38 protein-coding genes are annotated in these 23,194 nt (G+C 63.8%); 5 read left to right on the top strand and 33 right to left on the bottom strand.

Annotated elements, in window-relative coordinates; all coding sequences use genetic code 11:
- Positions 1 to 103: 103 nt before the first annotated feature.
- The 9 genes from NOF53_RS13715 to infA all read right to left on the bottom strand — a co-directional run bounded on the left by NOF53_RS13715 (position 104) and on the right by infA (position 6,020).
- Positions 104 to 1,135: an adenine nucleotide alpha hydrolase family protein gene (locus NOF53_RS13715; RefSeq protein ID WP_255969106.1), complete on the bottom strand. Its 1,032-nt coding sequence runs from the start codon at positions 1,133 to 1,135 to the stop codon at positions 104 to 106.
- A 145-nt stretch (positions 1,136 to 1,280) separates the two neighbouring features.
- Positions 1,281 to 2,093, bottom strand: a complete 813-nt coding sequence (gene truA, locus NOF53_RS13710) for a tRNA pseudouridine(38-40) synthase TruA (protein WP_255969472.1) — start codon at positions 2,091 to 2,093, stop codon at positions 1,281 to 1,283.
- 71 nt (positions 2,094 to 2,164) lie between these two features.
- A complete protein-coding gene (gene rplQ, locus NOF53_RS13705; RefSeq protein WP_255969103.1) occupies positions 2,165 to 2,737 on the bottom strand; it encodes a 50S ribosomal protein L17 in 573 nt (190 codons plus the stop codon).
- 30 nt (positions 2,738 to 2,767) lie between these two features.
- Positions 2,768 to 3,829, bottom strand: coding sequence for a DNA-directed RNA polymerase subunit alpha (locus tag NOF53_RS13700; protein WP_109331566.1), 1,062 nt, complete (start codon positions 3,827 to 3,829; stop codon positions 2,768 to 2,770).
- 116 nt (positions 3,830 to 3,945) lie between these two features.
- Complete coding sequence (rpsD, locus tag NOF53_RS13695; protein ID WP_005253863.1) at positions 3,946 to 4,551, bottom strand: 30S ribosomal protein S4; 606 nt, start codon at positions 4,549 to 4,551, stop codon at positions 3,946 to 3,948.
- Positions 4,552 to 4,573: 22 nt separating this feature from the next.
- Positions 4,574 to 4,987, bottom strand: a complete 414-nt coding sequence (gene rpsK, locus NOF53_RS13690; RefSeq protein WP_213577171.1) for a 30S ribosomal protein S11 — start codon at positions 4,985 to 4,987, stop codon at positions 4,574 to 4,576.
- Positions 4,987 to 5,361, bottom strand: coding sequence for a 30S ribosomal protein S13 (gene rpsM, locus NOF53_RS13685; RefSeq protein WP_109331568.1), 375 nt, complete (start codon positions 5,359 to 5,361; stop codon positions 4,987 to 4,989). The genes rpsK and rpsM overlap by 1 nt, the downstream gene beginning before the upstream one ends.
- Before the next feature lie 234 nt (positions 5,362 to 5,595).
- Positions 5,596 to 5,709 carry a 50S ribosomal protein L36 gene (gene rpmJ / locus NOF53_RS13680; protein WP_003938068.1) on the bottom strand — a complete coding sequence of 38 codons (114 nt, stop codon included), beginning with the start codon at positions 5,707 to 5,709 and terminating at the stop codon, positions 5,596 to 5,598.
- Between the two features lie 89 nt (positions 5,710 to 5,798).
- Positions 5,799 to 6,020, bottom strand: a complete 222-nt coding sequence (infA, locus tag NOF53_RS13675; protein WP_003418601.1) for a translation initiation factor IF-1 — start codon at positions 6,018 to 6,020, stop codon at positions 5,799 to 5,801.
- Positions 6,021 to 6,238: 218 nt separating this feature from the next.
- On the opposite strand from infA, the gene dtd reads away from it, so the two are divergent.
- The gene (gene dtd / locus NOF53_RS13670; protein ID WP_255969469.1) at positions 6,239 to 6,676 is read left to right on the top strand and encodes a D-aminoacyl-tRNA deacylase; all 438 of its coding nucleotides are present in this window, start codon (positions 6,239 to 6,241) and stop codon (positions 6,674 to 6,676) included.
- Positions 6,677 to 6,684: 8 nt separating this feature from the next.
- On the opposite strand, the gene map is transcribed toward dtd, so the two are convergent.
- The 24 genes from map to rpsJ form a co-directional block, all read right to left on the bottom strand.
- The gene (map, locus tag NOF53_RS13665) at positions 6,685 to 7,482 is read right to left on the bottom strand and encodes a type I methionyl aminopeptidase (RefSeq protein ID WP_255969096.1); all 798 of its coding nucleotides are present in this window, start codon (positions 7,480 to 7,482) and stop codon (positions 6,685 to 6,687) included.
- Positions 7,483 to 8,028: an adenylate kinase gene (locus tag NOF53_RS13660; RefSeq protein WP_255969094.1), complete on the bottom strand. Its 546-nt coding sequence runs from the start codon at positions 8,026 to 8,028 to the stop codon at positions 7,483 to 7,485. It lies immediately after the preceding gene.
- Complete coding sequence (gene secY, locus NOF53_RS13655) at positions 8,025 to 9,338, bottom strand: preprotein translocase subunit SecY (protein ID WP_255969092.1); 1,314 nt, start codon at positions 9,336 to 9,338, stop codon at positions 8,025 to 8,027. The genes NOF53_RS13660 and secY overlap by 4 nt, the downstream gene beginning before the upstream one ends.
- Positions 9,339 to 9,526: 188 nt before the next feature.
- A complete protein-coding gene (rplO, locus tag NOF53_RS13650; RefSeq protein WP_109331575.1) occupies positions 9,527 to 9,970 on the bottom strand; it encodes a 50S ribosomal protein L15 in 444 nt (147 codons plus the stop codon).
- Between the two features lie 2 nt (positions 9,971 to 9,972).
- Positions 9,973 to 10,152 carry a 50S ribosomal protein L30 gene (gene rpmD / locus NOF53_RS13645; RefSeq protein ID WP_005253859.1) on the bottom strand — a complete coding sequence of 60 codons (180 nt, stop codon included), beginning with the start codon at positions 10,150 to 10,152 and terminating at the stop codon, positions 9,973 to 9,975.
- Positions 10,152 to 10,808: a 30S ribosomal protein S5 gene (gene rpsE, locus NOF53_RS13640; protein ID WP_213577167.1), complete on the bottom strand. Its 657-nt coding sequence runs from the start codon at positions 10,806 to 10,808 to the stop codon at positions 10,152 to 10,154. Before rpsE ends, rpmD begins: the two co-directional genes overlap by 1 nt.
- A gap of 31 nt (positions 10,809 to 10,839) precedes the next feature.
- A complete protein-coding gene (gene rplR / locus NOF53_RS13635; protein ID WP_255969088.1) occupies positions 10,840 to 11,247 on the bottom strand; it encodes a 50S ribosomal protein L18 in 408 nt (135 codons plus the stop codon).
- A gap of 1 nt (position 11,248) precedes the next feature.
- Entirely contained in the window at positions 11,249 to 11,788 is a 540-nt protein-coding gene (gene rplF, locus NOF53_RS13630; protein ID WP_255969086.1) for a 50S ribosomal protein L6, read from the bottom strand.
- A gap of 14 nt (positions 11,789 to 11,802) precedes the next feature.
- A complete protein-coding gene (rpsH, locus tag NOF53_RS13625) occupies positions 11,803 to 12,201 on the bottom strand; it encodes a 30S ribosomal protein S8 (protein ID WP_005239657.1) in 399 nt (132 codons plus the stop codon).
- Positions 12,202 to 12,354: 153 nt separating this feature from the next.
- Positions 12,355 to 12,540, bottom strand: coding sequence for a type Z 30S ribosomal protein S14 (locus NOF53_RS13620; RefSeq protein ID WP_005239644.1), 186 nt, complete (start codon positions 12,538 to 12,540; stop codon positions 12,355 to 12,357).
- 4 nt (positions 12,541 to 12,544) lie between these two features.
- A complete protein-coding gene (rplE, locus tag NOF53_RS13615; protein WP_109331587.1) occupies positions 12,545 to 13,111 on the bottom strand; it encodes a 50S ribosomal protein L5 in 567 nt (188 codons plus the stop codon).
- 1 nt (position 13,112) lies between these two features.
- Positions 13,113 to 13,430, bottom strand: coding sequence for a 50S ribosomal protein L24 (gene rplX, locus NOF53_RS13610; protein WP_109331588.1), 318 nt, complete (start codon positions 13,428 to 13,430; stop codon positions 13,113 to 13,115).
- On the bottom strand, positions 13,430 to 13,798 hold the full coding sequence (rplN, locus tag NOF53_RS13605; protein ID WP_005239639.1) for a 50S ribosomal protein L14: 369 nt from the start codon (positions 13,796 to 13,798) through the stop codon (positions 13,430 to 13,432). The genes rplX and rplN overlap by 1 nt, the downstream gene beginning before the upstream one ends.
- A gap of 202 nt (positions 13,799 to 14,000) precedes the next feature.
- Positions 14,001 to 14,282, bottom strand: a complete 282-nt coding sequence (gene rpsQ, locus NOF53_RS13600) for a 30S ribosomal protein S17 (protein ID WP_109331594.1) — start codon at positions 14,280 to 14,282, stop codon at positions 14,001 to 14,003.
- Positions 14,279 to 14,515 (bottom strand): 50S ribosomal protein L29, encoded by a 237-nt coding sequence (gene rpmC / locus NOF53_RS13595; RefSeq protein ID WP_109331597.1) that lies wholly within the window; start codon positions 14,513 to 14,515, stop codon positions 14,279 to 14,281. The genes rpsQ and rpmC overlap by 4 nt, the downstream gene beginning before the upstream one ends.
- Complete coding sequence (gene rplP, locus NOF53_RS13590; protein WP_005239636.1) at positions 14,515 to 14,931, bottom strand: 50S ribosomal protein L16; 417 nt, start codon at positions 14,929 to 14,931, stop codon at positions 14,515 to 14,517. The genes rpmC and rplP overlap by 1 nt, the downstream gene beginning before the upstream one ends.
- 3 nt (positions 14,932 to 14,934) lie before the next feature.
- Positions 14,935 to 15,741 carry a 30S ribosomal protein S3 gene (gene rpsC, locus NOF53_RS13585; protein WP_255969079.1) on the bottom strand — a complete coding sequence of 269 codons (807 nt, stop codon included), beginning with the start codon at positions 15,739 to 15,741 and terminating at the stop codon, positions 14,935 to 14,937.
- Positions 15,741 to 16,145 carry a 50S ribosomal protein L22 gene (gene rplV, locus NOF53_RS13580; protein ID WP_213577165.1) on the bottom strand — a complete coding sequence of 135 codons (405 nt, stop codon included), beginning with the start codon at positions 16,143 to 16,145 and terminating at the stop codon, positions 15,741 to 15,743. Before rplV ends, rpsC begins: the two co-directional genes overlap by 1 nt.
- Positions 16,142 to 16,423 (bottom strand): 30S ribosomal protein S19, encoded by a 282-nt coding sequence (rpsS, locus tag NOF53_RS13575; protein ID WP_003940820.1) that lies wholly within the window; start codon positions 16,421 to 16,423, stop codon positions 16,142 to 16,144. Before rpsS ends, rplV begins: the two co-directional genes overlap by 4 nt.
- 13 nt (positions 16,424 to 16,436) lie before the next feature.
- Positions 16,437 to 17,273 carry a 50S ribosomal protein L2 gene (gene rplB, locus NOF53_RS13570; RefSeq protein ID WP_005239633.1) on the bottom strand — a complete coding sequence of 279 codons (837 nt, stop codon included), beginning with the start codon at positions 17,271 to 17,273 and terminating at the stop codon, positions 16,437 to 16,439.
- 39 nt (positions 17,274 to 17,312) lie between these two features.
- On the bottom strand, positions 17,313 to 17,618 hold the full coding sequence (gene rplW / locus NOF53_RS13565; RefSeq protein ID WP_109331599.1) for a 50S ribosomal protein L23: 306 nt from the start codon (positions 17,616 to 17,618) through the stop codon (positions 17,313 to 17,315).
- Positions 17,615 to 18,304, bottom strand: a complete 690-nt coding sequence (rplD, locus tag NOF53_RS13560; RefSeq protein ID WP_213577164.1) for a 50S ribosomal protein L4 — start codon at positions 18,302 to 18,304, stop codon at positions 17,615 to 17,617. Before rplD ends, rplW begins: the two co-directional genes overlap by 4 nt.
- Positions 18,301 to 18,957: a 50S ribosomal protein L3 gene (rplC, locus tag NOF53_RS13555; protein ID WP_009479366.1), complete on the bottom strand. Its 657-nt coding sequence runs from the start codon at positions 18,955 to 18,957 to the stop codon at positions 18,301 to 18,303. The genes rplD and rplC overlap by 4 nt, the downstream gene beginning before the upstream one ends.
- 20 nt (positions 18,958 to 18,977) lie before the next feature.
- Positions 18,978 to 19,283, bottom strand: a complete 306-nt coding sequence (rpsJ, locus tag NOF53_RS13550) for a 30S ribosomal protein S10 (protein WP_003938093.1) — start codon at positions 19,281 to 19,283, stop codon at positions 18,978 to 18,980.
- A 465-nt stretch (positions 19,284 to 19,748) separates the two neighbouring features.
- On the opposite strand from rpsJ, the gene NOF53_RS13545 reads away from it, so the two are divergent.
- The 4 genes from NOF53_RS13545 to NOF53_RS13530 all read left to right on the top strand — a co-directional run bounded on the left by NOF53_RS13545 (position 19,749) and on the right by NOF53_RS13530 (position 23,193).
- On the top strand, positions 19,749 to 20,264 hold the full coding sequence (locus NOF53_RS13545; protein ID WP_255969067.1) for a hotdog fold domain-containing protein: 516 nt from the start codon (positions 19,749 to 19,751) through the stop codon (positions 20,262 to 20,264).
- Between the two features lie 303 nt (positions 20,265 to 20,567).
- Positions 20,568 to 21,536, top strand: a complete 969-nt coding sequence (locus tag NOF53_RS13540) for an ATP-binding cassette domain-containing protein (protein WP_255969065.1) — start codon at positions 20,568 to 20,570, stop codon at positions 21,534 to 21,536.
- Positions 21,533 to 22,348 (top strand): ABC transporter permease, encoded by an 816-nt coding sequence (locus tag NOF53_RS13535; protein WP_255969063.1) that lies wholly within the window; start codon positions 21,533 to 21,535, stop codon positions 22,346 to 22,348. Before NOF53_RS13540 ends, NOF53_RS13535 begins: the two co-directional genes overlap by 4 nt.
- The gene (locus NOF53_RS13530) at positions 22,345 to 23,193 is read left to right on the top strand and encodes an ABC transporter permease (protein WP_255969061.1); all 849 of its coding nucleotides are present in this window, start codon (positions 22,345 to 22,347) and stop codon (positions 23,191 to 23,193) included. Before NOF53_RS13535 ends, NOF53_RS13530 begins: the two co-directional genes overlap by 4 nt.
- The last annotated feature ends 1 nt before the right edge of the window (position 23,194 follow it).

Here is a 23,194-nt window from a genome sequence, read left to right as displayed (position 1 = left end):
GAAATCCTCACGGCCGGGAACTTCCTCGGGGCATCCTGCACGTTACTGCACCGTCGCGATACCCGCCGGTATAAGAGCGACTGCCTCGGCGAAGCCGCCTCCCCTAGTTCTTCGCCATCCCCAGCCAGCGTCGGGCAACTCCACCGAAGATCTTGTCCCGCGTACGCCCTCGCCGAATGGCGCGCTCGAGCGCCGTCTCCAGTTCTCTGTCCCGGACGCGCGCAGCCCGCAACGCGTTCAGGTTTTCCTGGGCGAAGAGCGTGCCGGTGCCACGGAGAGACATACGGTTCACTGCCTCCGGTGTCACACTGTGCGGGAGAGTGCGGCATTCACCGTCCACGGCACGAAGGCTGATCATCGTGCGAACGCACTTTTCACACCGACCACAGTTGAACTTGCCGTCCCGGTTCTTCCAGCAGACCCTCAAGTTGTCCATCGCGATCTCGTTCCGCGCGAGCAGAGCGATCTTCTCCGTCCGCGTCAGCGACGTGCCATAGTGCTCCAACCTCACCGCGCTACTCGACCACAACGGGTCGAGTTCCGGATGTGTGCCCCAGGGATGTAGATCCGCCTCTTGGAAGGAGGAGGGAATGAGCGCCGTGTGGATGTGATCCGACAACGTGTGTGCCACGGACGCCAGTGCTGCTCCGTGATAGTCGGTGCCCCACAGACACCGCGCCTTGTCCGAAAGATCCCTGAGGTTTGTTTTGACGACGACGAGCGTCTTACCCAGCGCGTCCGCCGCGCTACGGGCCCCCGCCTCGGCCTGCGCCGCCAACTCGCCGTCGGAAAGCTTGATGTCGAATCCGTGAACGAAGATCAGGTGCGTAATGCGTTCATCTGCTGCGATTGCCGAGTGGAAGGAGTCGACACCTCCGCTGAAGAAGCAGCCCACTCCCCGCTGCGAACCGGCGGGCGGCCCGGATACCTCGTCTGCCTCCACTCTCACCGACGAATACCGTCTCGGGTACCACTCGCGCAGAACACGCTGTGCACGCGAGACATTCGACAACGCGAGAGCATCGACTGGATCCGAGAAGATCAGATCGGAATGAAGCCGCATCGCGACAGCCGACAGCGCAGGGAGCCACGGTGTGGCCGACTGATCGACGTCGACGTTCGCGTCGACTCGCAACTCGAACGGCCCCTTAGGGGTAGCGACACCGACCCTGGATGACCGACTGTGCGCATCCTCGCATCGAACACGAGATTCTGATGGCATGTTGCGGATTGTTGCACAGCCCGGATGCATCCGGCGGGCGCGGGTTCGCCGACGTCAGTCAGTCGCCACAGCACCCTTCCGGGAGGGTGCGCACGTCCCGGGTGATCTCATTGCGCGCCGCAAGATCGGCGTCGTCAGGATAGTCGACCCGGACCAGCGACAGACCGTGCGCTGGTGCCACCAGGATCGAACTCGACCTCGAGCGCTCCCGCAGCAACTCGTCGACCCATTCGAGGTCGCGGCGGCCCTCCCCCACAGCGAGTACCGCCCCGACGAGGCTGCGGACCATCGACCAGCAGAACGCATCGGCGCTGACGAATGCGGTGTACACGTCCCCGTCCCGTTCCCAGTCGAAGCGTTGCAGATCGCGGACCGTGGTGGCCCCTTCTCGACGCTTGCAGAACGCGGCGAAGTCGTGAAGCCCCACCAGTTCGGCTGACGCCGAACGTATCGCTCCGAGGTCGAGCACCTTCGGATACGACACGATATCGCGGGCGCGCAGCGGATCCGCACCGTAGACCGCCGTGGTCAGGCGGTATTCGTAGTGCCGGCGCATCGCGGAGAACCGCGCGTCGAAGTCTTCCGGCGCCCGTGAGATGCGGGTAATCCGTACGTCTTTGGGAAGGAAGCGGGCGAGTCTGCGGACGAGCCGGGACGGGTCGTCAGGCAGCATCGCTGCGGGAACGTCGACGTGAGCGACCTGACCGGTCGCGTGGACGCCTGCGTCGGTGCGACCCGCCACCGTGAGTTGCAGAGGGGTACGCAGGACGGCGCCGAGTTTTTCCTCGATTTCCCCGCACACCGTGCGCAGCCCGTTCTGGCGGGCCCACCCGGAGAATTCGGTTCCGTCGTAGGCGATGTCCAGCCGCAATCGAACGAGCCCGTCGCCCCGAGTGGGGGTGACGGGCTCGTTCGATTCAGCGTGTGCCGAAACCAAGTGGACTAGTCCTTCTTGGCCTCGTCGGCCTCTGTCGCATCTGCGGCGGTGGCAGACTCATCTTCGATGGCATCGACGACGGCGTCAGCGTTCGCGACCTCGGCGGCAGTTGCCTCGGCCTCGACGGCCCCGACGACGTTCTCGTCCGAGGCGGGCGCCGCGGCCGGAGCATCCTTCGACGCCTTCACGCGACGTGCGCGGTCGGCCTCAGAGGTGACGGTCTTTTCCTTGACGAGCTCGATGATTGCCATCGGAGCGTTGTCACCCTTACGGGGAACCGTCTTGATGATGCGGGTGTAACCACCGTCACGGTCCGCGTAGAACGGGCCGATCTCAGCGAACAAGGTGTGCACGACATCCTTGTTGCGGATGACCTTGAGAACCTCGCGACGGTGAGCCAGGGTTCCGGCCTTGGCGTGTGTCACGAGCTTCTCGGCGTACGGCCGCAGGGCCTTCGCCTTGGACTCGGTGGTGGTGATGCGACCGTGCTCGAAGAGCGCGGTAGCCAGATTGGCGAAAATCGCCTTCTGGTGCGAAGCCGACCCGCCGAAGCGGGCACCCTTCTTGGGCTTGGGCATGATGATCTCCTAGTAAAGGACCGGAAGCGGCTACAGCTGTTCGGTCTCGGCGTAGTCCTCGGTACCGTCGGCATCGCCGAAGGAACCGGCATCCGTGTCACTCCACGTTCCGGTGGCGGCGTCGTAACCGGCAACGGTGGTGGGATCGAAGGACGCAGGGCTGTCCTTGAGGGACAGGCCCAGCGAATGCAGCTTGACCTTCACCTCGTCGATGGACTTCTGTCCGAAGTTGCGGATGTCGAGCAGATCGGACTCGGTACGGCCGACAAGCTCACCGACGGTGTGAACACCTTCGCGCTTGAGGCAGTTGTAGGAACGGACGGTGAGGTCCAGGTCCTCGATGGGCAGTCCGAAGGAAGCGATGTGATCGGCCTCGGCGGGCGAGGGTCCGATCTCGATGCCTTCTGCTTCGACGTTCAGCTCACGGGCCAGGCCGAAGAGCTCAACCAGGGTCTTGCCCGCAGAAGCGAGCGCGTCCCGAGCGGTGATGGAGTTCTTGGTTTCCACATCGAGTACGAGCCGATCGAAGTCGGTCCGCTGCTCGACGCGGGTGGCCTCCACCTTGTAGGTGACCTTGAGCACCGGCGAGTAGATCGAGTCGACCGGGATTCGGCCGATCTCGGCGCCGGACGCCTTGTTCTGGACGGCGGGGACGTAGCCACGACCGCGCTCGACGACGAGCTCGATCTCCAGCTTTCCCTTGTCGTTCAGGGTGGCGATGTGCAGATCCGGGTTGTTCACGGTGACGCCGGCCGGGGGCACGATGTCGCCTGCGGTCACAGCGCCGGGGCCCTGCTTGCGGACGTACATGGTGACCGGCTCGTCCTCTTCGGAGCTCACGACGAGGCCCTTGAGGTTCAGGATGATGTCGGTGACGTCTTCCTTCACACCCGGGACCGTGGTGAACTCGTGCAGAACGCCGTCGATGCGGATGCTGGTGACAGCAGCGCCGGGGATCGACGAGAGCAGCGTGCGGCGGAGCGAATTGCCGAGGGTGTACCCGAAGCCTGGCTCGAGGGGCTCGATGACGAACTTCGAGCGGTTGTCAGCGATGACCTCTTCGGTCAGCGTGGGTCGCTGAGAAATGAGCATTGGATTTCCTCCTGTACGGGCGTCCGCTATTTGACGCCCACGATGGGAAAGGCACTTCGTACCCGTGCGCCTTTCCGGTAGTGGGAACTACCGGAAAGGCGCACGGGCCGGAGGCCTTACTTCGAGTAGTACTCGACGATCAGCTGTTCCTGGAGCGGGACATCGATCTGCGCGCGCTCGGGAAGCTGGTGAACCAGAACCCGGAGACGTCCACCGACAACCTGCAGCCAACCCGGGATCGGGCGATCGCCCTGGGTCTCACGCGCAACCTGGAAGGGAAGCGTGGACAGCGACTTCTCCTTGACATCGATGATGTCGTATTGCGAGACGCGGTAGCTGGGGATGTCGACCTTCTTGTTGTTCACAAGGAGGTGACCATGCGTGACCAGCTGACGTGCCTGACGGCGGGTGCGAGCCAGTCCGGCGCGGTACACGACGTTGTCGAGACGCGACTCCAGAATGCGGAGCAGGTTCTCACCGGTCTTACCGGGGCGGTTGTTCGCCTCCTTGTAGTACAGGCGGAACTGCTTCTCCATGACGCCGTAGGTGAAGCGAGCCTTCTGCTTCTCCTGCAGCTGGAGCAGGTACTCGCTCTCCTTGATCCGCGCGCGGCCGTGCTGGCCCGGCGGGTAGGGACGACGCTCGAACGCCTGGTCGCCTCCGACGAGGTCGACGCGCAGACGACGCGACTTGCGGGTGATGGGTCCGGTATAACGTGCCATTTTTTTCTACCTATCCTTCCCGCTAGACCCGACGCCGCTTGGGCGGACGGCAGCCGTTGTGGGGCTGGGGGGTGACATCGGAGATGGTGCCGACCTCGAGGCCTGCAGCCTGAAGCGAGCGGATCGCGGTCTCGCGGCCGGAGCCGGGGCCCTTGACGAAGACGTCGACCTTCTTGACACCGTGCTCCTGCGCCTTGCGAGCTGCGTTCTCCGCAGCGAGCTGAGCGGCGAACGGGGTCGACTTACGCGATCCCTTGAAGCCGACGTGTCCCGAGGACGCCCAGGAAATGACGTTTCCGGCGGGGTCCGTGATGGACACGATGGTGTTGTTGAAGGTGCTCTTGATGTGAGCGGCACCGTGCGGGACGTTCTTCTTGTCCCTGCGACGCGTCTTCTGGGTCTTCTTCGGACCGGTGCTACGTGACTTGGGGGGCATTACTTCGCCTTCTTCTTGCCGGCAATGGTGCGCTTGGGGCCCTTACGGGTGCGGGCGTTGGTCTTGGTGCGCTGACCACGCACGGGCAAGCCACGGCGGTGGCGCAGCCCCTGGTAGGCACCGATCTCGATCTTGCGACGGATGTCGGCCTGGACCTCGCGGCGAAGGTCACCCTCGACCTTGAGCGACTCCTCGATGTACTCGCGGAGCTTGGCCAGATCCTCGTCCGAGAGATCCTTGCTCCGCAGATCCGGGTTGACGCCGGTGGCGCCCAGGATCTCCTTGGAGCGGGTACGGCCGATGCCGTAGATGTAGGTGAGTGCGATCTCCATCCGCTTTTCGCGGGGCAGATCGACACCTGCTAGACGTGCCATGTGGCATTTCCTATCGGTGAGCGGAGGTCTGCTCCCAGTCCATCCCCTGTGCCTCTTCAAACTCCGGCGGTCTCGCGACCGAAGGCGTCTCAACTAACTCAGTGGGGCCCCGGCCTCCGGGCCGGGGGTGGACCAGTACCTGCCGTGGGTGGTGAACCCGGTGGCCGGAAGTACTGGCTGGTGCTGGGAGGTCATCTTTGCTTGTTGCCAAGCAGATCCTCGAAAAGCAGAGATCTAGCCCTGACGCTGCTTGTGACGCAGGTTCTCGCAGATCACCATGACCCGGCCGTTACGACGGATCACCTTGCACTTTTCGCAGATCTTCTTGACGCTCGGCTGAACCTTCACGTCTTCTGATCTCCTGTTTTGTGGCAGCCCACTACGCAGTTCCGCGGCGGACGTACTTCTCCCCGACCTGGTCAGAGCGGGGAAGCTTTTTACTTGTACCGGTAAACGATGCGTCCGCGCGACAGGTCGTAGGGCGAGAGCTCTACGACTACGCGATCTTCCGGGAGGATGCGAATGTAGTGCTGACGCATCTTTCCGCTGATGTGGGCGAGAACCTTGTGGCCGTTCTCGAGCTCAATGCGGAACATCGCATTGGGCAGCGGCTCGACTACTCGTCCCTCGACCTCGATGGCCCCGTCTTTCTTAGCCATATCCTCCGCGATCCATGTTGTTTGACGTGCTTCTTGCATCTGTTTCCGTTACCGTGGCGCCCAATGGCCTCTTCACCGGCCGAAAACATGAACAATCCGGATCGAAACCGGCACTGGGCACGCAAACAACCGGCACGCATAGCGCACCGCTGATCCATGCTACGCGAGATTGCTCACCAGGCCAAATGCGGTCGGCGAGTCGAAGGATGGTGTTGCGGTTGCGCGCGCTGGTGCAGAGAGTGTCGGCCGCATCCGTCCGGGTCGACGGCGTCGTGGTCGGCCGAATCACTCCCCCACCTGCCGGCCACGGACTTCTCGTTCTCGTCGGTGTCACCCACACGGACGACGCAGCGAAGGCCTCGCTCCTCGCGAAGAAGGTGTGGACGATGCGAATCCTGGAGAACGAGCAGTCAGCTGCCGACCTCGATGCCCCGATACTCGTCGCGAGTCAGTTCACGCTGATGGCCGACACGCGGCGAGGACGACGCCCTTCGTGGTCCGCCGCCGCGCCGCGTCCCGTGGCGGAACCCTTGGTGGAGTCCTTCACGAATTCTCTACGACAGCTGGGCGCGACAGTCGATACCGGCGCGTTCGGCCAGCATATGCAGATAGACCTCGTCAACGACGGTCCGGTCACGCTGCTGATCGACGTGTAGGCGCGCGGTCACTCCGGGCGCACGGTGAGAATCCGCGGACCGTCCTCGGTGACGGCCACGGTGTGCTCCCAGTGGGCGGCACGGGTGCCGTCGGCAGTGACCACGGTCCAGTCGTCCTCCAGGACAACGGTATCGGTAGTGCCGAGCGTCAGCATCGGCTCGATGGCCAGCACCGATCCGATCACCAGCTCGGGCCCTTTACCCGGGGCACCCTCGTTGGCGAGGAACGGTTCCATGTGCATTTCCCGGCCGATACCGTGCCCGCCGTAGCCGTCGACGATGCCGTACTTCCGGTCGTGTTTCGCTTCCGCCGCGCGAGTTCCGAGCTCGATCGCATGGGAGATGTCGGTGAGACGGTTCCCCGGCAGCATCGCCGCAATTCCCGCCTCCATCGACAGCCGCGTGGCTTCGCTCAGATGCTGATCGGCCTCGATCAGCTCGCCGACACCGAACGTCCAGGCGGAGTCGCCGTGCCACCCGTCGAGGATCGCACCGCAGTCGATCGAGACGAGGTCTCCCTCGGCGAGGATGTCCTCCGCCGAGGGAATCCCGTGTACGACGCGATCATTGACGGACGAGCAAATCGATCCGGTGAATCCGTGGTAGCCCTTGAACGAGGGAACGGCCCCCGCGTCGCGGATCACCGATTCAGCGACCTCGTCCAGTTCGAGCGTGCTCACACCAGGCTTAGCCGCATCGCGCACCGCCACCAGGGCTGCACCGACGATGGCTCCCGCGGCCGCCATCGCATCGAGCTCGCCGGCAGTCCGGAAGGGAACGACTTTGCGCTTACGCCCGAAACCCACTTACTTGCCCAACGCTGCCAGTGCGCGCGAGTTGACCTCGTCGACCTCACCCAACGCGTCGACGGTCAGCAGATCGTTCTTGTAGTAGTCGAGCAACGGTGCCGTCTCCTCGCGGTACACCCGGAGCCGGTTGCGGATGACATCTTCCTTGTCATCGGCGCGACCACGCGCCAACATCCGCTCCACGACGATGTCCTCGTCCGCCACGAACGAGAGAACGCCGTCGAGCTTGGTGTTCAGATCGGCCAGGATCGCCTCGAGTGCCTGCGCCTGATCGACCGTGCGCGGGAACCCGTCGAGAAGGAAACCGTTGGCGGCATCCGGCTCCGCGACGCGCGCCTTCACCATGTTGTTGGTGATTTCGCTGGGAACGAGATTCCCGGCGTCGAGGTACTTCTTCGCCTCGAGCCCGAGCGGTGTCTCCTGGCCGATGTTCGCCCGGAACAGGTCGCCGGTGGAAATGTGCGGGACACCGAGCTTCTCGGACAGAATCGCGGCCTGGGTGCCCTTGCCTGCACCGGGAGGACCAAGGAGGACAAGTCTCACTTGAGGAACCCTTCGTAGTTACGTTGCATCAATTGACTTTCGATCTGCTTGACCGTGTCCAGGGCGACGCTGACGAGGATCAGCACCGCCGCGCCACCGAAGATGCTGCTGGTGGTCTGGCTCCCGGACAGGAAGAAGTGGGGCAACACTGCGATCAGGCCCAGGTAGATGGACCCAGGGACCGTGATGCGGTTGAGCACGTAGTTGAGGTAGTCGGCGGTGGGACGGCCCGGACGGATGCCGGGAATGAAGCCACCGAACTTCTTCATCTCGTCGGCGCGCTCTTCCGGATTGAACGTGATCGCGACGTAGAAGAATACGAAGAACACGATCAGCGCGAAATAGATGGTGATGTATACCGGATTGTTCGGGTTCACCAGATACTCGTTGATGATCCGCTGCCACCAGCTGGGGTCGGCAGCCGACGTCGCCCCGGTGAGCTGCGCGATGAGGTTGGGCAGATACAGCAGAGACGAAGCGAAGATCACCGGGATGATGCCGGCCTGGTTGACCTTCAGCGGCAGGTAGGTGGACGAACCGCCATACATTTTGCGTCCGACCATGCGCTTGGCGTACTGAACGGGGATACGGCGCTGGCCCTGCTCGACGAAGACGACGCCGGCGATGATGGCCAGAGCGGCGACACAGATGATCGCGAAGATCAGCCCGCCGCGGCTGTCGAGGATGGCCTTGCCCTCGGACGGCAGCCGGGATGCGATACCCGCGAAGATCAGCAGCGAGAAACCGTTACCGACACCGCGTTCGGTGATGATCTCACCGAACCACATGACGAGCGCGGCGCCCGCCGTCATCACGAGGACGATGATGACGAGCCCGAAAATGCTCTTGTCGGCGATGATCTCTTCCTGACAGCCCTGCAACAACTGTCCGCGCGATGCGAGCGCCACGATGCCGGTGGCCTGCAGAATCGCCAGCGCGATGGACAGGTACCGGGTGTACTGCGTCATCTTCGCCTGGCCGGACTGGCCTTCCTTCCGAAGTTGCTCGAACTTCGGAATGACGACCGTCAACAGCTGAACGATGATGCTTGCCGTGATGTAGGGCATGATGCCGATCGCGAACACCGAAAGCTGGAGCAAGGCTCCACCGGAGAACAGGTTGATCAGCGAATAGATACCGGCGGAATCGCCGCCCGACAACTGGTCGACACAGGCGCGGACGTTGGCGTAGTCGACGCCGGGTGAGGGCAGCACGGCGCCGATGCGGTAGAGCGCAACGAGACCGAGAGCGATGAGGATCTTCCGCCTCAGGTCCGGGGTCCTGAGGGCCGAGACGAAGGCGGAAAGCAAAGATCCTCCTGGCACGACGGTGGGTGGACGAGTCACTGAGGACTGTGTCCGTGAATGAACTCTAGAACTCTAACAGTGGCGACTGAACGTGCAGTTGGGAGACCTGGCCCACCCCGGTGCACAGCCGCGAATGGCCGCAGTACAGCGCGAAGCTGTACTGCGGCCATCTACTGGCTAGCGGTGATTGCTCACAGCTCGGTGGCGGTACCACCGGCAGCAGCGATCTTCTCCTTGGCGGAGCCGGTGAACTTGTCGACCGTCACCTGGACAGCGACAGTCAGGTCGCCGTCGCCGAGAACCTTGACGAGCTGGTTCTTGCGAACGGCACCCTTGGCAACGAGGTCCTCGACCGTGACCTGTCCACCTTCGGGGAACAGACGGGCGATGTCGCCGACGTTGACGACCTGGTACTCGGTGCGGAACGGGTTGGTGAAGCCCTTGAGCTTGGGCAGACGCATGTGCAGCGGCATCTGTCCACCCTCGAAGGCGACGGGCACGTTCTTGCGGGCCTTGGTGCCCTTGGTGCCGCGACCCGCAGTCTTACCGCGCTTGCCGCCCTCGCCTCGACCGACACGGATCTTGGCGGACTTGGAACCGGGCGCGGGGCGCAGGTGATGCAGTTTGATGGTCATGGTTAGACCTCCTCAACTGTGACGAGGTGGCGCACCACGTTGATCAGACCGCGGTTCTGCGCATTGTCCTCGCGGACAACCGTCTGCCGGATGCCCTTCAGACCGAGGGTGCGCAGAGAGTTCCGCTGGTTCTGCTTTGTACCGATGGTGCTCTTGATCTGAGTGACCTTGAGTTCGGCCATTACTTCACGCTCCCAGCCTGTGCACGCGCACGCAGCATGCCGGCAGGGGCCACATCCTCGAGGGCGAGACCGCGGCGAGCCGCAACTTCCTCGGGGCGCTGCAGACCCTTGAGCGCAGCAACGGTCGCATGCACGACGTTGATGGCGTTGTCGCTACCGAGCGACTTCGACAGGATGTCGTGGATACCCGCGCACTCCAGCACGGCGCGCACCGCGCCGCCGGCGATGACACCGGTACCGGCGCTCGCCGGACGCAGCATGACGATGCCGGCAGCGGCTTCACCCTGGATGGGGTGCGTGATGGTGCCGCCGATCATCGGAACGCGGAAGAAGCTCTTACGAGCCTCCTCGACACCCTTCTGGATGGCCGCGGGAACTTCCTTGGCCTTGCCGTAGCCGACGCCGACCAGTCCGTTGCCGTCGCCCACGATCACCAGAGCGGTGAAGCTGAAGCGACGACCACCCTTGACGACCTTCGACACGCGGTTGATCGTGACGACGCGCTCGATGTGGTTCGACTTCTCGGCCGACTGTCCGCCGCGACGATCGTCGCGACCGCCACCACGACGGTCGCCGCCGCCGCGGTTGTCCCCCGTGTTGGGGCCATTCTGTCCGGCGGGTCCGCTTCCGCCGTCACGCCTCTGACGTCCCGGCATCAGGCTGTCCTTCCGTTCGAAATGTTGGTCATCAGAACTTCAACCCGCCTTCGCGGGCTGCGTCTGCCAGGGCCGCGATACGACCGTGGTAGCCGTGTCCGCCGTGGTCGAAGACGACAGCCTCGACTCCGGCAGCCTTCGCGCGCTCGGCGATCAGCTGACCGACCTTCGCGCTGAGGGTCTTCTTGTCGCCGTCCGCAGCGCGCAAGTCGGCCTCGGTGGTCGACGCCGCGGCCAGCGTGTGGCCCGCGAGGTCGTCCACTAGCTGGACGTGGATGTGGCGCGAGGACCGGTTGACGACCAAGCGGGGACGCTCGGGCGTGCCGGACACCTTCTTGCGGAGACGGAAGTGACGACGCACCTTCGACAGGCGACGCTTCGTGGACGCATCCTTGCCGAGCGGAATCCGCTTGGCTTTCTGGTTTGCAGTCTGGCTCATATCACTTACCCGTCTTTCCGACCTTGCGGCGGATCTGCTCACCCTCGTAACGCACGCCCTTGCCCTTGTACGGGTCCGGACGACGGAGACGACGGATGTTGGCCGAGATCTGCCCGACCTTCTGCTTGTCGATGCCCGACACGGAGAACTTGGTGGGCGACTCGACCGCGAAGGTGATGCCTTCCGGAGCCTCGATCGGGACCGGATGGCTGTAGCCGAGCGCGAACTCGAGGTCCTTGCCCTTGAGAGCAACGCGGTAACCGACGCCGTGGATCTCCATCTTGGTGGTGTAACCGTCGGTCACACCGGTGACCAGGTTCTGCACCAGTGTGCGAGAAAGACCGTGCAGTGCACGGCTACGACGCTCGTCGTCGGGACGGGTGACGCTGAGCGTGCCGTCCTCGTTCTTCTCGATGGCGATCGGCTCTGCGATGGTGAGGCCGAGGGTGCCCTTGGGCCCCTTGACCGTGACGTCCTGGCCGTCGATCGACACGTCGACACCGGCGGGGACGGTAACGGGAATCTTTCCGATACGCGACATTGTGGTGGCCTCCCTTACCAGACGTAGGCGAGGACTTCCCCGCCCACTCCTTGATTGGCCGCCTGGCGATCGGTGAGCAGGCCGGTGGACGTGGAAATGATCGCCACGCCGAGGCCGCCCAGAACCTTGGGCAGGTTGGTGGACTTTGCGTACACACGCAGACCGGGCTTCGAGACACGACGCACGCCGGCAAGGCTGCGCTCACGGCTCGGGCCGTACTTCAGGTCGACGATGAGGGTCTTGCCGACCTCGGCGTCTTCGGTGCGGTAGTCGGCGATGTAACCCTCACGCTTGAGGATCTCGGCGATGTTCGCCTTGATCTTCGAGTGGGGCAATTTCACCTCATCGTGGTACGCCGTGTTGGCGTTGCGCAGACGTGTCAAGAAGTCTGCGATGGGGTCGGTCATGGTCATGAGGTTGACCTCTACCTTTCTCACAACGGTTCCCTCTGCCGTGTCCGGCGCAGGCCTATCGCGAAGTAGGTCTTACGTTTCCCGGCCCGAGATTACGAACCGGAAGTGTGTGGTGGGTGACGTCGTCATCTTCGAGGCGGCGACGTCACCGGGTCACCAGGAGCTCTTGTGAACGCCGGGCAGCTCGCCGGCGTGCGCCATCTCGCGAACGCAGATTCGGCAGAGGCCGAACTTGCGGAACACCGAGTGCGGACGACCGCACCGCTGGCAGCGGGTGTAGGCGCGCACCGCGAACTTGGGCTTCTTGTTGGCCTTGTTGACCAATGCCTTCTTAGCCATTAGTTCAGTTCTCCTTGAACGGGAAGCCGAGGTGCTTGAGCAGGGCACGGCCTTCTTCGTTGTTGGTCGCGGTGGTCACCACGGTGATGTCCATGCCGCGCGGGCGGTCGATCTTGTCCACGTCGATCTCGTGGAACATCGACTGCTCGTTCAGGCCGAACGTGTAGTTGCCGTTGCCGTCGAACTGGGTTCCCGACAGGCCACGGAAGTCCCTGATGCGGGGAAGCGCCACGGACACGAGACGGTCCAGGAACTCCCACATACGGTCGCCACGAAGCGTGACGCGGGCACCGATCGGCATGCCCTCGCGGAGCTTGAACTGCGCGATGGACTTGCGTGCCTTGCGGATCTCGGGCTTCTGACCGGTGATCAGGGCGAGGTCGTTGACGGCACCGTTGATGAGCTTGGCGTCGCGGGCGGCGTCGCCGACACCCATGTTGACGACTACCTTGACGACGCCCGGGATCTGCATCACGTTGGCGTAGTCGAACTCGCTGTTCAGCGCAGCCTTGATCTCTTCGCGGTAGCGAGTCTTCAGGCGCGGCTGGATCTTGTTCTCAGTGGAGGTCATGTCAGATGTCCTTCCCGTTCTTCCGGGAAATCCGAACGCGCTTGCCGGACTCTTCGTCGGTCCGGTAGCCCACGCGGGTGGGGTTGCCGTCCGAGTCGATGACCGCGACGTTGGAAACGTGGATCGGGGCTTCCTGCGTCACGATGCCGCCGGAGGAAGCTCCGCGCTCGTTCGCGGAAACCGCGGTGTGCTTCTTGATGCGGTTCACGCCTTCGACGAGGACCTTGTTGGTCGCGGGGTAGGCCTGAATGACCTTGCCCTTCGCGCCCTTGTCCTTGCCGGCGATGACCAGCACGGTGTCACCCTTGTGCACCTTCATCACAGCACCTCCGGGGCGAGCGAGACGATCTTCATGAACTTCTTCTCACGCAGCTCACGGCCGACGGGGCCGAAGATGCGGGTGCCACGGGGATCGTTGTCCGGCTTGATGAGGACGGCGGCGTTCTCGTCGAACTTGATGTACGACCCGTCCGGACGGCGACGTTCCTTCGTGGTGCGGACGATGACGGCCTTGACGACCTCGCCCTTCTTGATGTTTCCACCCGGGATGGCGTCCTTGACGGTAGCGACGATGATGTCACCGATCCCGGCGTAGCGGCGTGACGAACCACCGAGAACGCGGATGCAGAGAATCTCCTTGGCACCCGTGTTGTCGGCGACGCGCAGCCGCGACTCCTGCTGAATCACTTACTTCTCCTTGACCTGGTGTTTTCGACTGGAGCGACCGGCTGGCGATCACTCTGTCGTGCACGGCAGATTTCCGACCCGACGTGCGCGGTCCGTACCCGTACCCTGCAAGAGACCGCCCTGACGGGCGGCACAACGGTGGGGTTGCCGTGCGTCTGTCGCAAGGCAACCCCACCATCATACTGGATACATCTTGTGGTTCTTACTTGGCCTTCTCGACGACCTCGACGAGGCGCCAGTGCTTCGTCGCGGACAGCGGACGGGTCTCCATCAGCTGCACGAGGTCACCGACGCCGGCGACACCGTTCTCGTCGTGGGCCTTGACCTTGCTGGTCCGGCGGATGATCTTGCCGTAGAGCGGGTGCTTGACCCGGTCTTCGAGCTCGACCACGATCGTCTTCTCCATCTTGTCGGAGACGACGTATCCGGTGCGGACCTTGCGGCTGCCGCGCTCTGTAGTGCTCACTGCTTTTTCCTCACTCATGCCGCGTCACCTGCGTCCGGACCAACGGCCAGCCCGAGCTCACGCTCACGCAGAACGGTGTAGATACGCGCGATGTCGTGACGGACGGTACGAAGCCGGCGGTTGTTGTCCATCTGGCCGGTGGCCATTTGGAAACGAAGGTTGAACAGCTCTTCCTTCGACTCACGAAGCCGGGTGACCAGCTCTTCTTCGGTGAGCTCGCGGAGCTCTGCGGCTGGGGTTCCAGTAGCCATCAGAACTGCTCCTCCCTTGTCACGATCCGGCACTTGCAGGGGAGCTTGTGCATCGCGCGGCGCAGGGCCTCGCGTGCGATCTCCTCGTTGGGGTAGCTCATCTCGAACATCACGCGACCAGGCTTGACGTTCGCGATCCACCACTCGGGCGAACCCTTACCGGAACCCATGCGGGTCTCGGCCGGCTTCTTGGTGAGGGGGCGATCCGGGAAGATGTTGATCCAGATCTTGCCGCCACGCTTGATGTGCCGGGTCATGGCGATACGAGCGGACTCGATCTGCCGGTTGGTGATGTAGGCAGGCTCGAGAGCCTGAATGCCGTAGTCACCGAAGGTCACCTGGGTTCCACCCTTGGCGGCACCCGAACGGCTCGGATGGTGCTGCTTGCGGTGCTTGACCCGCCGTGGGATCAACATGCGTCAGCCCTCCTTCTGTTCAGTCGTAGCGGGTGCATCGGCGGTGGCGGTCGCTGCGCGACCGGCCTCGGTGCTGGTCGCGGTGGTGCCGGTGGCACCGGAACGACGGGGGCGGCTCGGACGCTCGCGCCGCGGACGATCGCCGGCGGGAGCAGCCACGTTGGCAGCGAGCTCACGCTTGCCACCGACGATGTCGCCCTTGTAGATCCAGACCTTCACGCCGATGCGGCCGAAGGTGGTCTTGGCCTCGTAGAGGCCGTAGTCGATGTCGGCGCGCAGCGTGTGCAGCGGCACGCGACCTTCGCGGTAGAACTCCGAGCGGGACATCTCGGCACCGCCGAGACGACCGGAGCACTGAACCCGGATGCCCTTCACGTTCGGCTGACGCATGGCCGACTGGATGGCCTTGCGCATGGCGCGACGGAAAGCGACGCGGTTCGAGAGCTGCTCGGCGACACCCTGGGCGACGAGCTGAGCCTCGGCTTCGGCGTTCTTGACCTCGAGGATGTTCAGCTGGACCTGCTTGCCGGACAGCTTCTCGAGTTCGGAACGGATGCGGTCGGCCTCGGCGCCGCGGCGGCCGATCACGATGCCCGGACGCGCGGTGTGGATATCCACACGCACTCGGTCACGGGTGCGCTCGATCTCGACCTTCGCGATGCCCGCGCGCTCCATGCCGGTGGCGAGGAGCTTACGGATGGCGACGTCTTCCTTGACGTACTCCGCGTACTGCTTGTCTGCGTACCAGCGGGACTTCCAGTCGGTGGTGATGCCGAGTCGGAAGCCGTGCGGGTTGATTTTCTGGCCCACTACTGAGCACTTCCCTTCCGGCGATTACGGGTCGATGTTCCGGTCTTCGGCAGGCTCTCCACGATCACGGTGATGTGGCTCGTCCGCTTACGGATACGGAACGCACGTCCCTGTGCACGCGGCTGGAACCGCTTGAGGGTCGCGCCCTCGTCCACGTACGCCGTGGCAACGACAAGCGTGCTCGGGTCGAGGTCGAGGTTGTTCTCGGCGTTGGCTGCTGCGCTGGCGATCACCTTGGCGACCGGCTCGCTCGCGGCCTGCGGCGCGAACTTCAGGATGGAGAGGGCGTCTTCAACCGAACGCCCGCGGACCAGGTCCACAACTCGACGCGCCTTCATCGGCGTGACGCGCACGTGGCGCGCTACGGCCTTGGCGGTCGGGTTGGCGGTTTCGGTGTTGCTCATCGCCTCTTCGCCTTCCGATCATCCTTGATGTGACCCTTGAACGTGCGGGTCGGTGCAAACTCTCCGAGCTTGTGTCCGACCATCGAGTCGGAGACGAAGACGGGGACGTGCTTGCGGCCGTCGTGAACCGCAAACGTGTGGCCGATGAAGTCCGGGATGATCGTGGAACGACGGGACCAGGTCTTGATGACCTGCTTGGTTCCCTTCTCGTTCTGCACGTCCACCTTCGCGAGGAGGTGGTCATCGACGAACGGGCCCTTCTTGAGGCTGCGTGGCATCCTTCACTCCCTCCTAGCGCTTGTTCTTGCCGGTACGGCGACGACGGACAATGAGCTTGTCACTCGCCTTGTTCTTGCGGGTGCGGCCTTCGGGCTTGCCCCACGGGCTGACCGGGTGGCGACCACCGGAGGTCTTACCCTCACCACCACCGTGCGGGTGGTCGACCGGGTTCATCACGACACCACGGACGGTGGGGCGCTTGCCCTTCCAGCGCATACGGCCGGCCTTGCCCCAGTTGATGTTCGACTGTTCGGCGTTGCCGACCTCACCGATAGAGGCGCGGCAGCGAACGTCGACGCGACGGATTTCGCCGGACGGCATACGCAGCGTGGCGTACGTGCCTTCCTTACCGAGCAGCTGGATGCTGGAACCAGCCGAGCGGGCCATCTTGGCGCCGCCACCGGGGCGGAGCTCCACCGCGTGGATGGTGGTACCCGTCGGGATGTTGCGCAGGGGCAGGTTGTTGCCGGGCTTGATGTCGGCGCCTGCACCGGACTCGACCGGCGCACCCTGAACGAGGCCCTTGGGGGCGATGATGTAGCGCTTCTCGCCATCTGCGTAATGCAGAAGGGCGATACGCGCGGTGCGGTTGGGGTCGTACTCGATGTGCGCGACCTTGGCCGGCACGCCGTCCTTGTCGTTGCGACGGAAATCGATCAACCGGTAGGCGCGCTTGTGACCGCCGCCCTTGTGCCGGGTGGTGATACGACCGTGTGCGTTGCGTCCACCGCGTCCGTGGAGCGGGCGAACCAGCGACTTCTCGGGGGTCGACCGAGTGATCTCGGCGAAGTCCGAGACGCTCGAGCCACGACGGCCCGGAGTTGTCGGCTTGTACTTACGGATTGCCATGAGTCTTCTCGTCCTCTATGTCTCGTCAAGTCCCGGCGCTTACGCGACCGGTCCTCCGAAGATCTCGATGGGCTTGCTGTCGGCCGAGAGGGTCACGAGCGCGCGCTTGGTGTCCTTGCGCTTGCCGTAACCGAACCGGGTCCGCTTGCGCTTGCCCTGACGGTTGGCGGTGTTGACGCTTGTCACGGTGACGCCGAAGATCTTCTCGACGGCAATCTTGATCTGCGTCTTGTTCGAGTCCGGGTGCACCAGGAACGTGTAGGTGCCTTCCTCGATCAGTCCGTAGGACTTCTCGGAGATGACCGGAGCCAGCAGGATGTCGCGGGGGTCAGCGATGGTCGTCACTTGGCCTCCTCCTTGTTCTCTTCCTGGACGCTCTCGGCGGGCCCATGGATGAACGTGTTGAGCGCCTCGACGCTGAACACGACGTCATCGCTGTTGAGCACGTCGTACGTGTTGAGCTGGTCGGGTGCGATGGGGTGCACGCCGTCCAGGTTCTGCACGCTCTTCCACGCCGCGATGTCTTCACGTCCGACGACGAGTAGGACCTTCTTGCGGTCCGAGATCTCGCCCAGGAACGTCTTGGCGCCCTTCGTCGAGGGAGTCTGACCGGCGACCAGTTCGGTGATCACGTGGATACGCTCGTTGCGTGCCCGGTCGGAGAGGGCCCCGCGCAGGGCGGCTGCCTTCATCTTCTTGGGCGTCCGCTGGCTGTAGTCACGCGGCTGCGGGCCGTGGACGGTGCCACCACCGGCGAACTGCGGTGCACGGGTCGAGCCCTGACGAGCGCGGCCGGTGCCCTTCTGGCGGTACGGCTTCTTGCCACCGCCGCGAACCTCGCCGCGGGTCTTGGTGGAGTGGGTGCCCTGACGCGCAGCTGCGAGCTGAGCGACGACAACCTGGTGGAGAAGCGCGATGTTGGCAGGCGCGTCGAAGATCTCCGCGGGGAGATCGACGGTGCCGTTGGTCTTGCCGCCGGCGACCTTGACGTCCAGCGTCAGCTTGGTCGTCGATGTCTCGGTGCTGGTCATGCCCGTGCACCACCCTTCACTGCACTCTTGACGATCACGAGGCCACCCTTGCGGCCGGGGATCGCACCCTTGATCAGCAGCAGGCCGTTCTCGGCGTCCACCTTGTGGACCGAGAGGTTCTGCGTCGTGATGCGGTCGCTACCCATGCGGCCGGACATGCGCATCCCCTTGAACACGCGGCCCGGAGTGGCGCAACCACCGATGGAACCGGGGCGACGGTGCACAGCCTGCGCACCGTGCGAGGCGCCCTGGCCGGCGAAGCCGTGACGCTTCATGGTTCCGGCGAAGCCCTTACCCTTGCTGGTTCCGGTGACGTCGACGTAGGCGCCGTCCTCGAAGACCTCGGCGGTAAGTTCCTGGCCGACCTCGTACTCCGAGGTGTCGGCAACGCGGAGCTCCACAACGTGGCGGCGCGGGGTGACGCCGGCCTTGGCGAACTGGCCGGAAGTCGGCTTGTTCACCTTGCGCGGGTCGATGGCGCCGAACGCGAGCTGCACGGCGCTGTAGCCGTCACGCTCTTCGGTACGAATCTGGGTCACGACGTTGGGCCCGGCCTTCACGACGGTGACCGGAACGACCCGGTTGTTCTCGTCGAAGACCTGGGTCATGCCGAGCTTCGTGCCCAGGATTCCCTTGATCTTGGTATCAGTCATTGTTTTTGTCTCCGCCGCGCTCACTGAATATTGACGTCGACGCTGGCCGGAAGGTCGATGCGCATGAGCGCGTCCACCGTCTTGGGCGTCGGGTCGAGGATGTCGATAAGCCGCTTGTGAGTACGCATCTCGAAGTGCTCGCGCGAGTCCTTGTACTTGTGCGGCGAGCGGATGACGCAGTACACGTTCTTTTCGGTCGGCAACGGCACGGGTCCAACGACGCGGGCCCCGGTACGGGTCACCGTCTCGACGATCTTGCGCGCTGACGCGTCGATCGCCTCATGGTCGTAGGCCTTGAGCCTGATGCGGATCTTCTGTCCCGCCACGCTTAGTGTCCTTTTCTTGCCGCGTTTCGTAGAACCACCCGAGTCGGGCCGAACTACCTCGTCTGCACAGTCCTTACCTGGGCCGCAACTGTCCGAACGCTAGGCGACCGGGACGCACCCGATCCGCTGCCGCTGTTCATCTGTCATGGTTCTCCGGTACACGCGGTCGGGCGTGTCGCCCTCCCACTCATTCTCCGACCCGGAACTTTTCAGCTTTCGGGCCGGGAACGCGCACCGGACGCACTCGAATTCGAGTGCCAGTAGGTACTGCTTCCGTCTTGCATGGGCCGCGAACAGCTCTTTCGATCTGCTCGACGACGTTTTCACCCCACCTGTTTCGGGCCGCAATCAATCGCGTCCCAGACAAGGCAACCCGACCAGTATGCCGTACGAGGCCGGAGACTTCAAACCGACCCGGAGCAGGCGCTACGGCATACCAAACTTACTTCCAAGTAAGATACCGGAATGACACCCACGAGCCCCACCTTCACCGCTTGGCAGAAGCTCCCCGACAACGCCCTCGGCCACGCTCTCTTCTCGCTCGGGATGTGCATTCGTGTTCCGTACTTCGGCTCGGTGCTACCCCGCGTCGTCGACATGCGTCCCGGACGCTGCGAGGTGCAGGCCCCCAAATGGTGGGGTGTACGCAACCACCTCGGCACCTTCCACGCGATCGCCGCGTGCAACCTCGCCGAGGTAGCCATGGGGATGCTGTCCGAAGCGACGGTGCCGAGCACGCACCGATGGATCCCGAAGTCCATGACGGTCGACTACCTCGCCAAGGCGAACGGGTCGCTGCGGGCGATCGCCGAACTTTCGGAACTTCCGGACTTCACCGCCATGACCGAGGGCGCCGAACTGGTGGTGCCGGTCCGCATCACCGACCGCGCCGGCAACGAGGTCGTCCACGCCGACATCACGACGTGGGTAACACCCCGCCGGCCCGAACGGAAGCCGACAGGGACAGAGACTCCAGAATAGAGCGCCCGGGGGGCGGCGAACGAGGCATGTCGAAGCTCACATTCGGGTTCCGTGCCTCGGTGGCGGCGAATTGCCCTGCGCGAGTTCTCCGGACATGTGGCCGGACGTTCGCACACCATGGCGGTGAAGCGGACGAGGGGCGATCTTCTTGTGATCGCGGCAGTGGGAACCGGCACAGATGTGCGGCATTTATCGTGTACGTGTCTGCGCGCGTTACAGAAGATTCCTCGACCGCTTCTCCGGGCGTGAACACGGTTCGCAGGTCTGGCTTGATCTCCCTCCTCGCGTGCCATACTCGAGGACATGCCTGCACCTGACACCGCCGTACTTGTCGAGGGAATCGAAAAATCCTTCGGTGACGTAGCAGCGTTGCGGGGCGTGAGCTTCGAGGTGCCACGCGGCACGGTCCTGGGCATCCTGGGCCCCAACGGCGCTGGGAAGACCACCACCGTCAACGTCCTGTCCACGTTGCTCCGGCCGGATGCCGGACGCGCCTTCGTGGCGGGGCACGACGTCGTCACCGAATCGGCGGACGTGCGGCGCAGCATCATGATGACGGGACAGTACGCGGCGCTCGACGAGTCGCTGACCGGCCGCGAGAATCTGGTGCTGTTCGGGCGTCTGATGGGTCTGCCCAAGAGCGATGCGAAAGCACGGGCGCAGGATCTCCTGAACCAGTTCGACCTCGTCGAGGCCGGAGACCGGAAGGTGTCCGGTTACTCGGGCGGTATGCGCCGGCGCGTCGACATCGCGTGTGGTCTGGTGATCCGGCCGGAAGTGGTGTTCCTCGACGAACCGACCACCGGTCTCGACCCCCGCAGCCGCCAAGGCGTGTGGGGCCTCGTGTCCGCGTTGAAAGATCAGGGCATCACCATTCTGCTCACCACGCAGTACCTCGAAGAAGCCGACTTGCTCAGCGACAACATTGTCGTCATCGACAAGGGCACGGTGATCGCCGAAGGCTCGGCGGACGACTTGAAGGCCCGAACCGGCGGCAGCTATTGCGAAGTGGTGCCGGTCCAGCTCGCCGACCTGCCGCGGGTACGCGAGGTTCTGGCGAGCCTGTGCCCTCCCGACCGCGTCATCGAGGAAGGCTCCGACCGCTTGTCCATTCCGGCCGAACACGGCGCCCAAACTCTCGCTGAGGTACTTCGTCGGCTCGACATGGCTGGTGTGAAACTTGCCGACATCGCACTTCGACGACCGTCGCTCGACGACGTTTTCCTCTCGCTCACCGGTCATGCACGAGTCGACGAGAGCCTGCCGTCGTGACGGCGCCCCCACAGGTCGCCTTCGAACGCGCTCTCGCGGGTAAGCATCGAAAACCGCAGCCGTCCAACGTGCAACAGTGGATCGCACTGACACAGCGAAATCTCCACACCATGTCGGTGACGGGTCAGTTCTTCATAGCGGTGCTGGCACCGTTGATCTTCACGATCGGCTTCTACCTACCGCTGCGTCTGGTGATGAAGTTCCAGGGCGTCGACTACGCCCAGTTCGTCATGCCGATCATCGTGTTGCAAGCGATGGCGTTCACGGCCGTGTCCGCCGCTCACCGGGCGGCAACCGAGGCGTCGAACGGCATGAATACCCGGTTCCAGACAATGCCGGTGGGACCAGCCATACCTTTGGCGGCGCGCATGGCCGCGTCGTTCGTGCACTCGTCCATTTCACTCGTCGCGGCAGTGACCTACGGGTATCTCATCGGTTTCAGATTCGACGGCGGCGCGAGGCTGACCATCGGCTTCTGCGCCCTTGCGATGCTCATCGGTTTCGCACTCACGACCGGTGCCGATGCGCTCGGAACGCTGACGGGGAGCCCGGAAATCACCAGCCAGGCGCTCACGCTCCCGCAGTTGATCCTCGGGATGTTCTCCTCCGGTTTCGTCCCGGTGACGCAGTTCCCGGAGTGGGCGCAGGGGTTCGTGCGGAACCAGCCGATATCTCAGTTCTCCGAATCGATGCGGGCCATGACCGAGGGCACGATCACCCTGCACCAGATGACACCGACTCTGCTGTGGTGCGCCGGACTCGTGCTCGCTTTCCTCCCGTTGTCGATCTGGTCGAATGTGAGGCGCGGATGACCACCGAATACCGATCCGAGGCGCCCACCCGGGTGACGTTCCCCGCGGTGACCAAGCCGCATCCGGAAAACTCCGCATCCGCCCTGGTCGTTCACAGCCTGTTGCAGACGAAACGGCTGCTGGTGCGTTGGGCTCGGGATCCCGGAACGATGATTCAGGCAATCGTGTATCCGGCGCTGATGCTGATCATGTTCTGGGCGGTGCTGGGCATTTCGATTACCAAGGCGACCGGTATGAACAGTCTGTACGGCACTGTCCCGATGATCACTCTGGTCGGTGCAATGTTCGGCTCCATCGCGGGGGGACTGTCCCTCAAGAAGGAATGGGCCAACGGCCTGCTCAGCAGATTCTGGGTTCTTCCCGTCCACCGGGCCTCTCCCCTGGTCAGTCGGCTGCTGGCCGAGTGTGTTCGTATCTCTCTCACGACGGTCCTCATCGTCGCCGTCGGATGTGCGCTCGGCTTTCGGTTCGATCAGGGCGTACTCGCCGGCGTGGGACTCATGCTTCTGCCACTCCTCTTCGGTGTCAGTTTCGCGACGATGGTGACGGCCCTCGCTGTCAACTCGACGAAGGCACCACTCGTCGAACTGCTCTCCCTGTTGTGCACCCTCCTGCTGTTCTTCAACTCGGGATTCGTACCGACGGCCGCGTACCCGACCTGGTTGCAGTCTTTCGTGGAGAACCAACCCATGTCCTGCGCCATCGACGCGATGAAGGGGCTGTCGATGGGTGGTCCCGTGGCGGAACCACTGATCAAGACAATCGCCTGGTCGATCGGTGGTCTGATCGTCTTCACCTATCCTGCGGTTCGTGGATACCGAAGGGCCGCAGGGACTCCTGCGTAGC

The sequence above is a fragment of the Rhodococcus tibetensis genome, assembly GCF_024438035.1.
Classification (GTDB): Bacteria; Actinomycetota; Actinomycetes; order Mycobacteriales; family Mycobacteriaceae; genus Rhodococcus_F; species Rhodococcus_F tibetensis.
The sequence above is the reverse complement of the archived record's forward strand: the minus strand, read 5'-3'. Positions and strand labels throughout refer to the sequence as shown.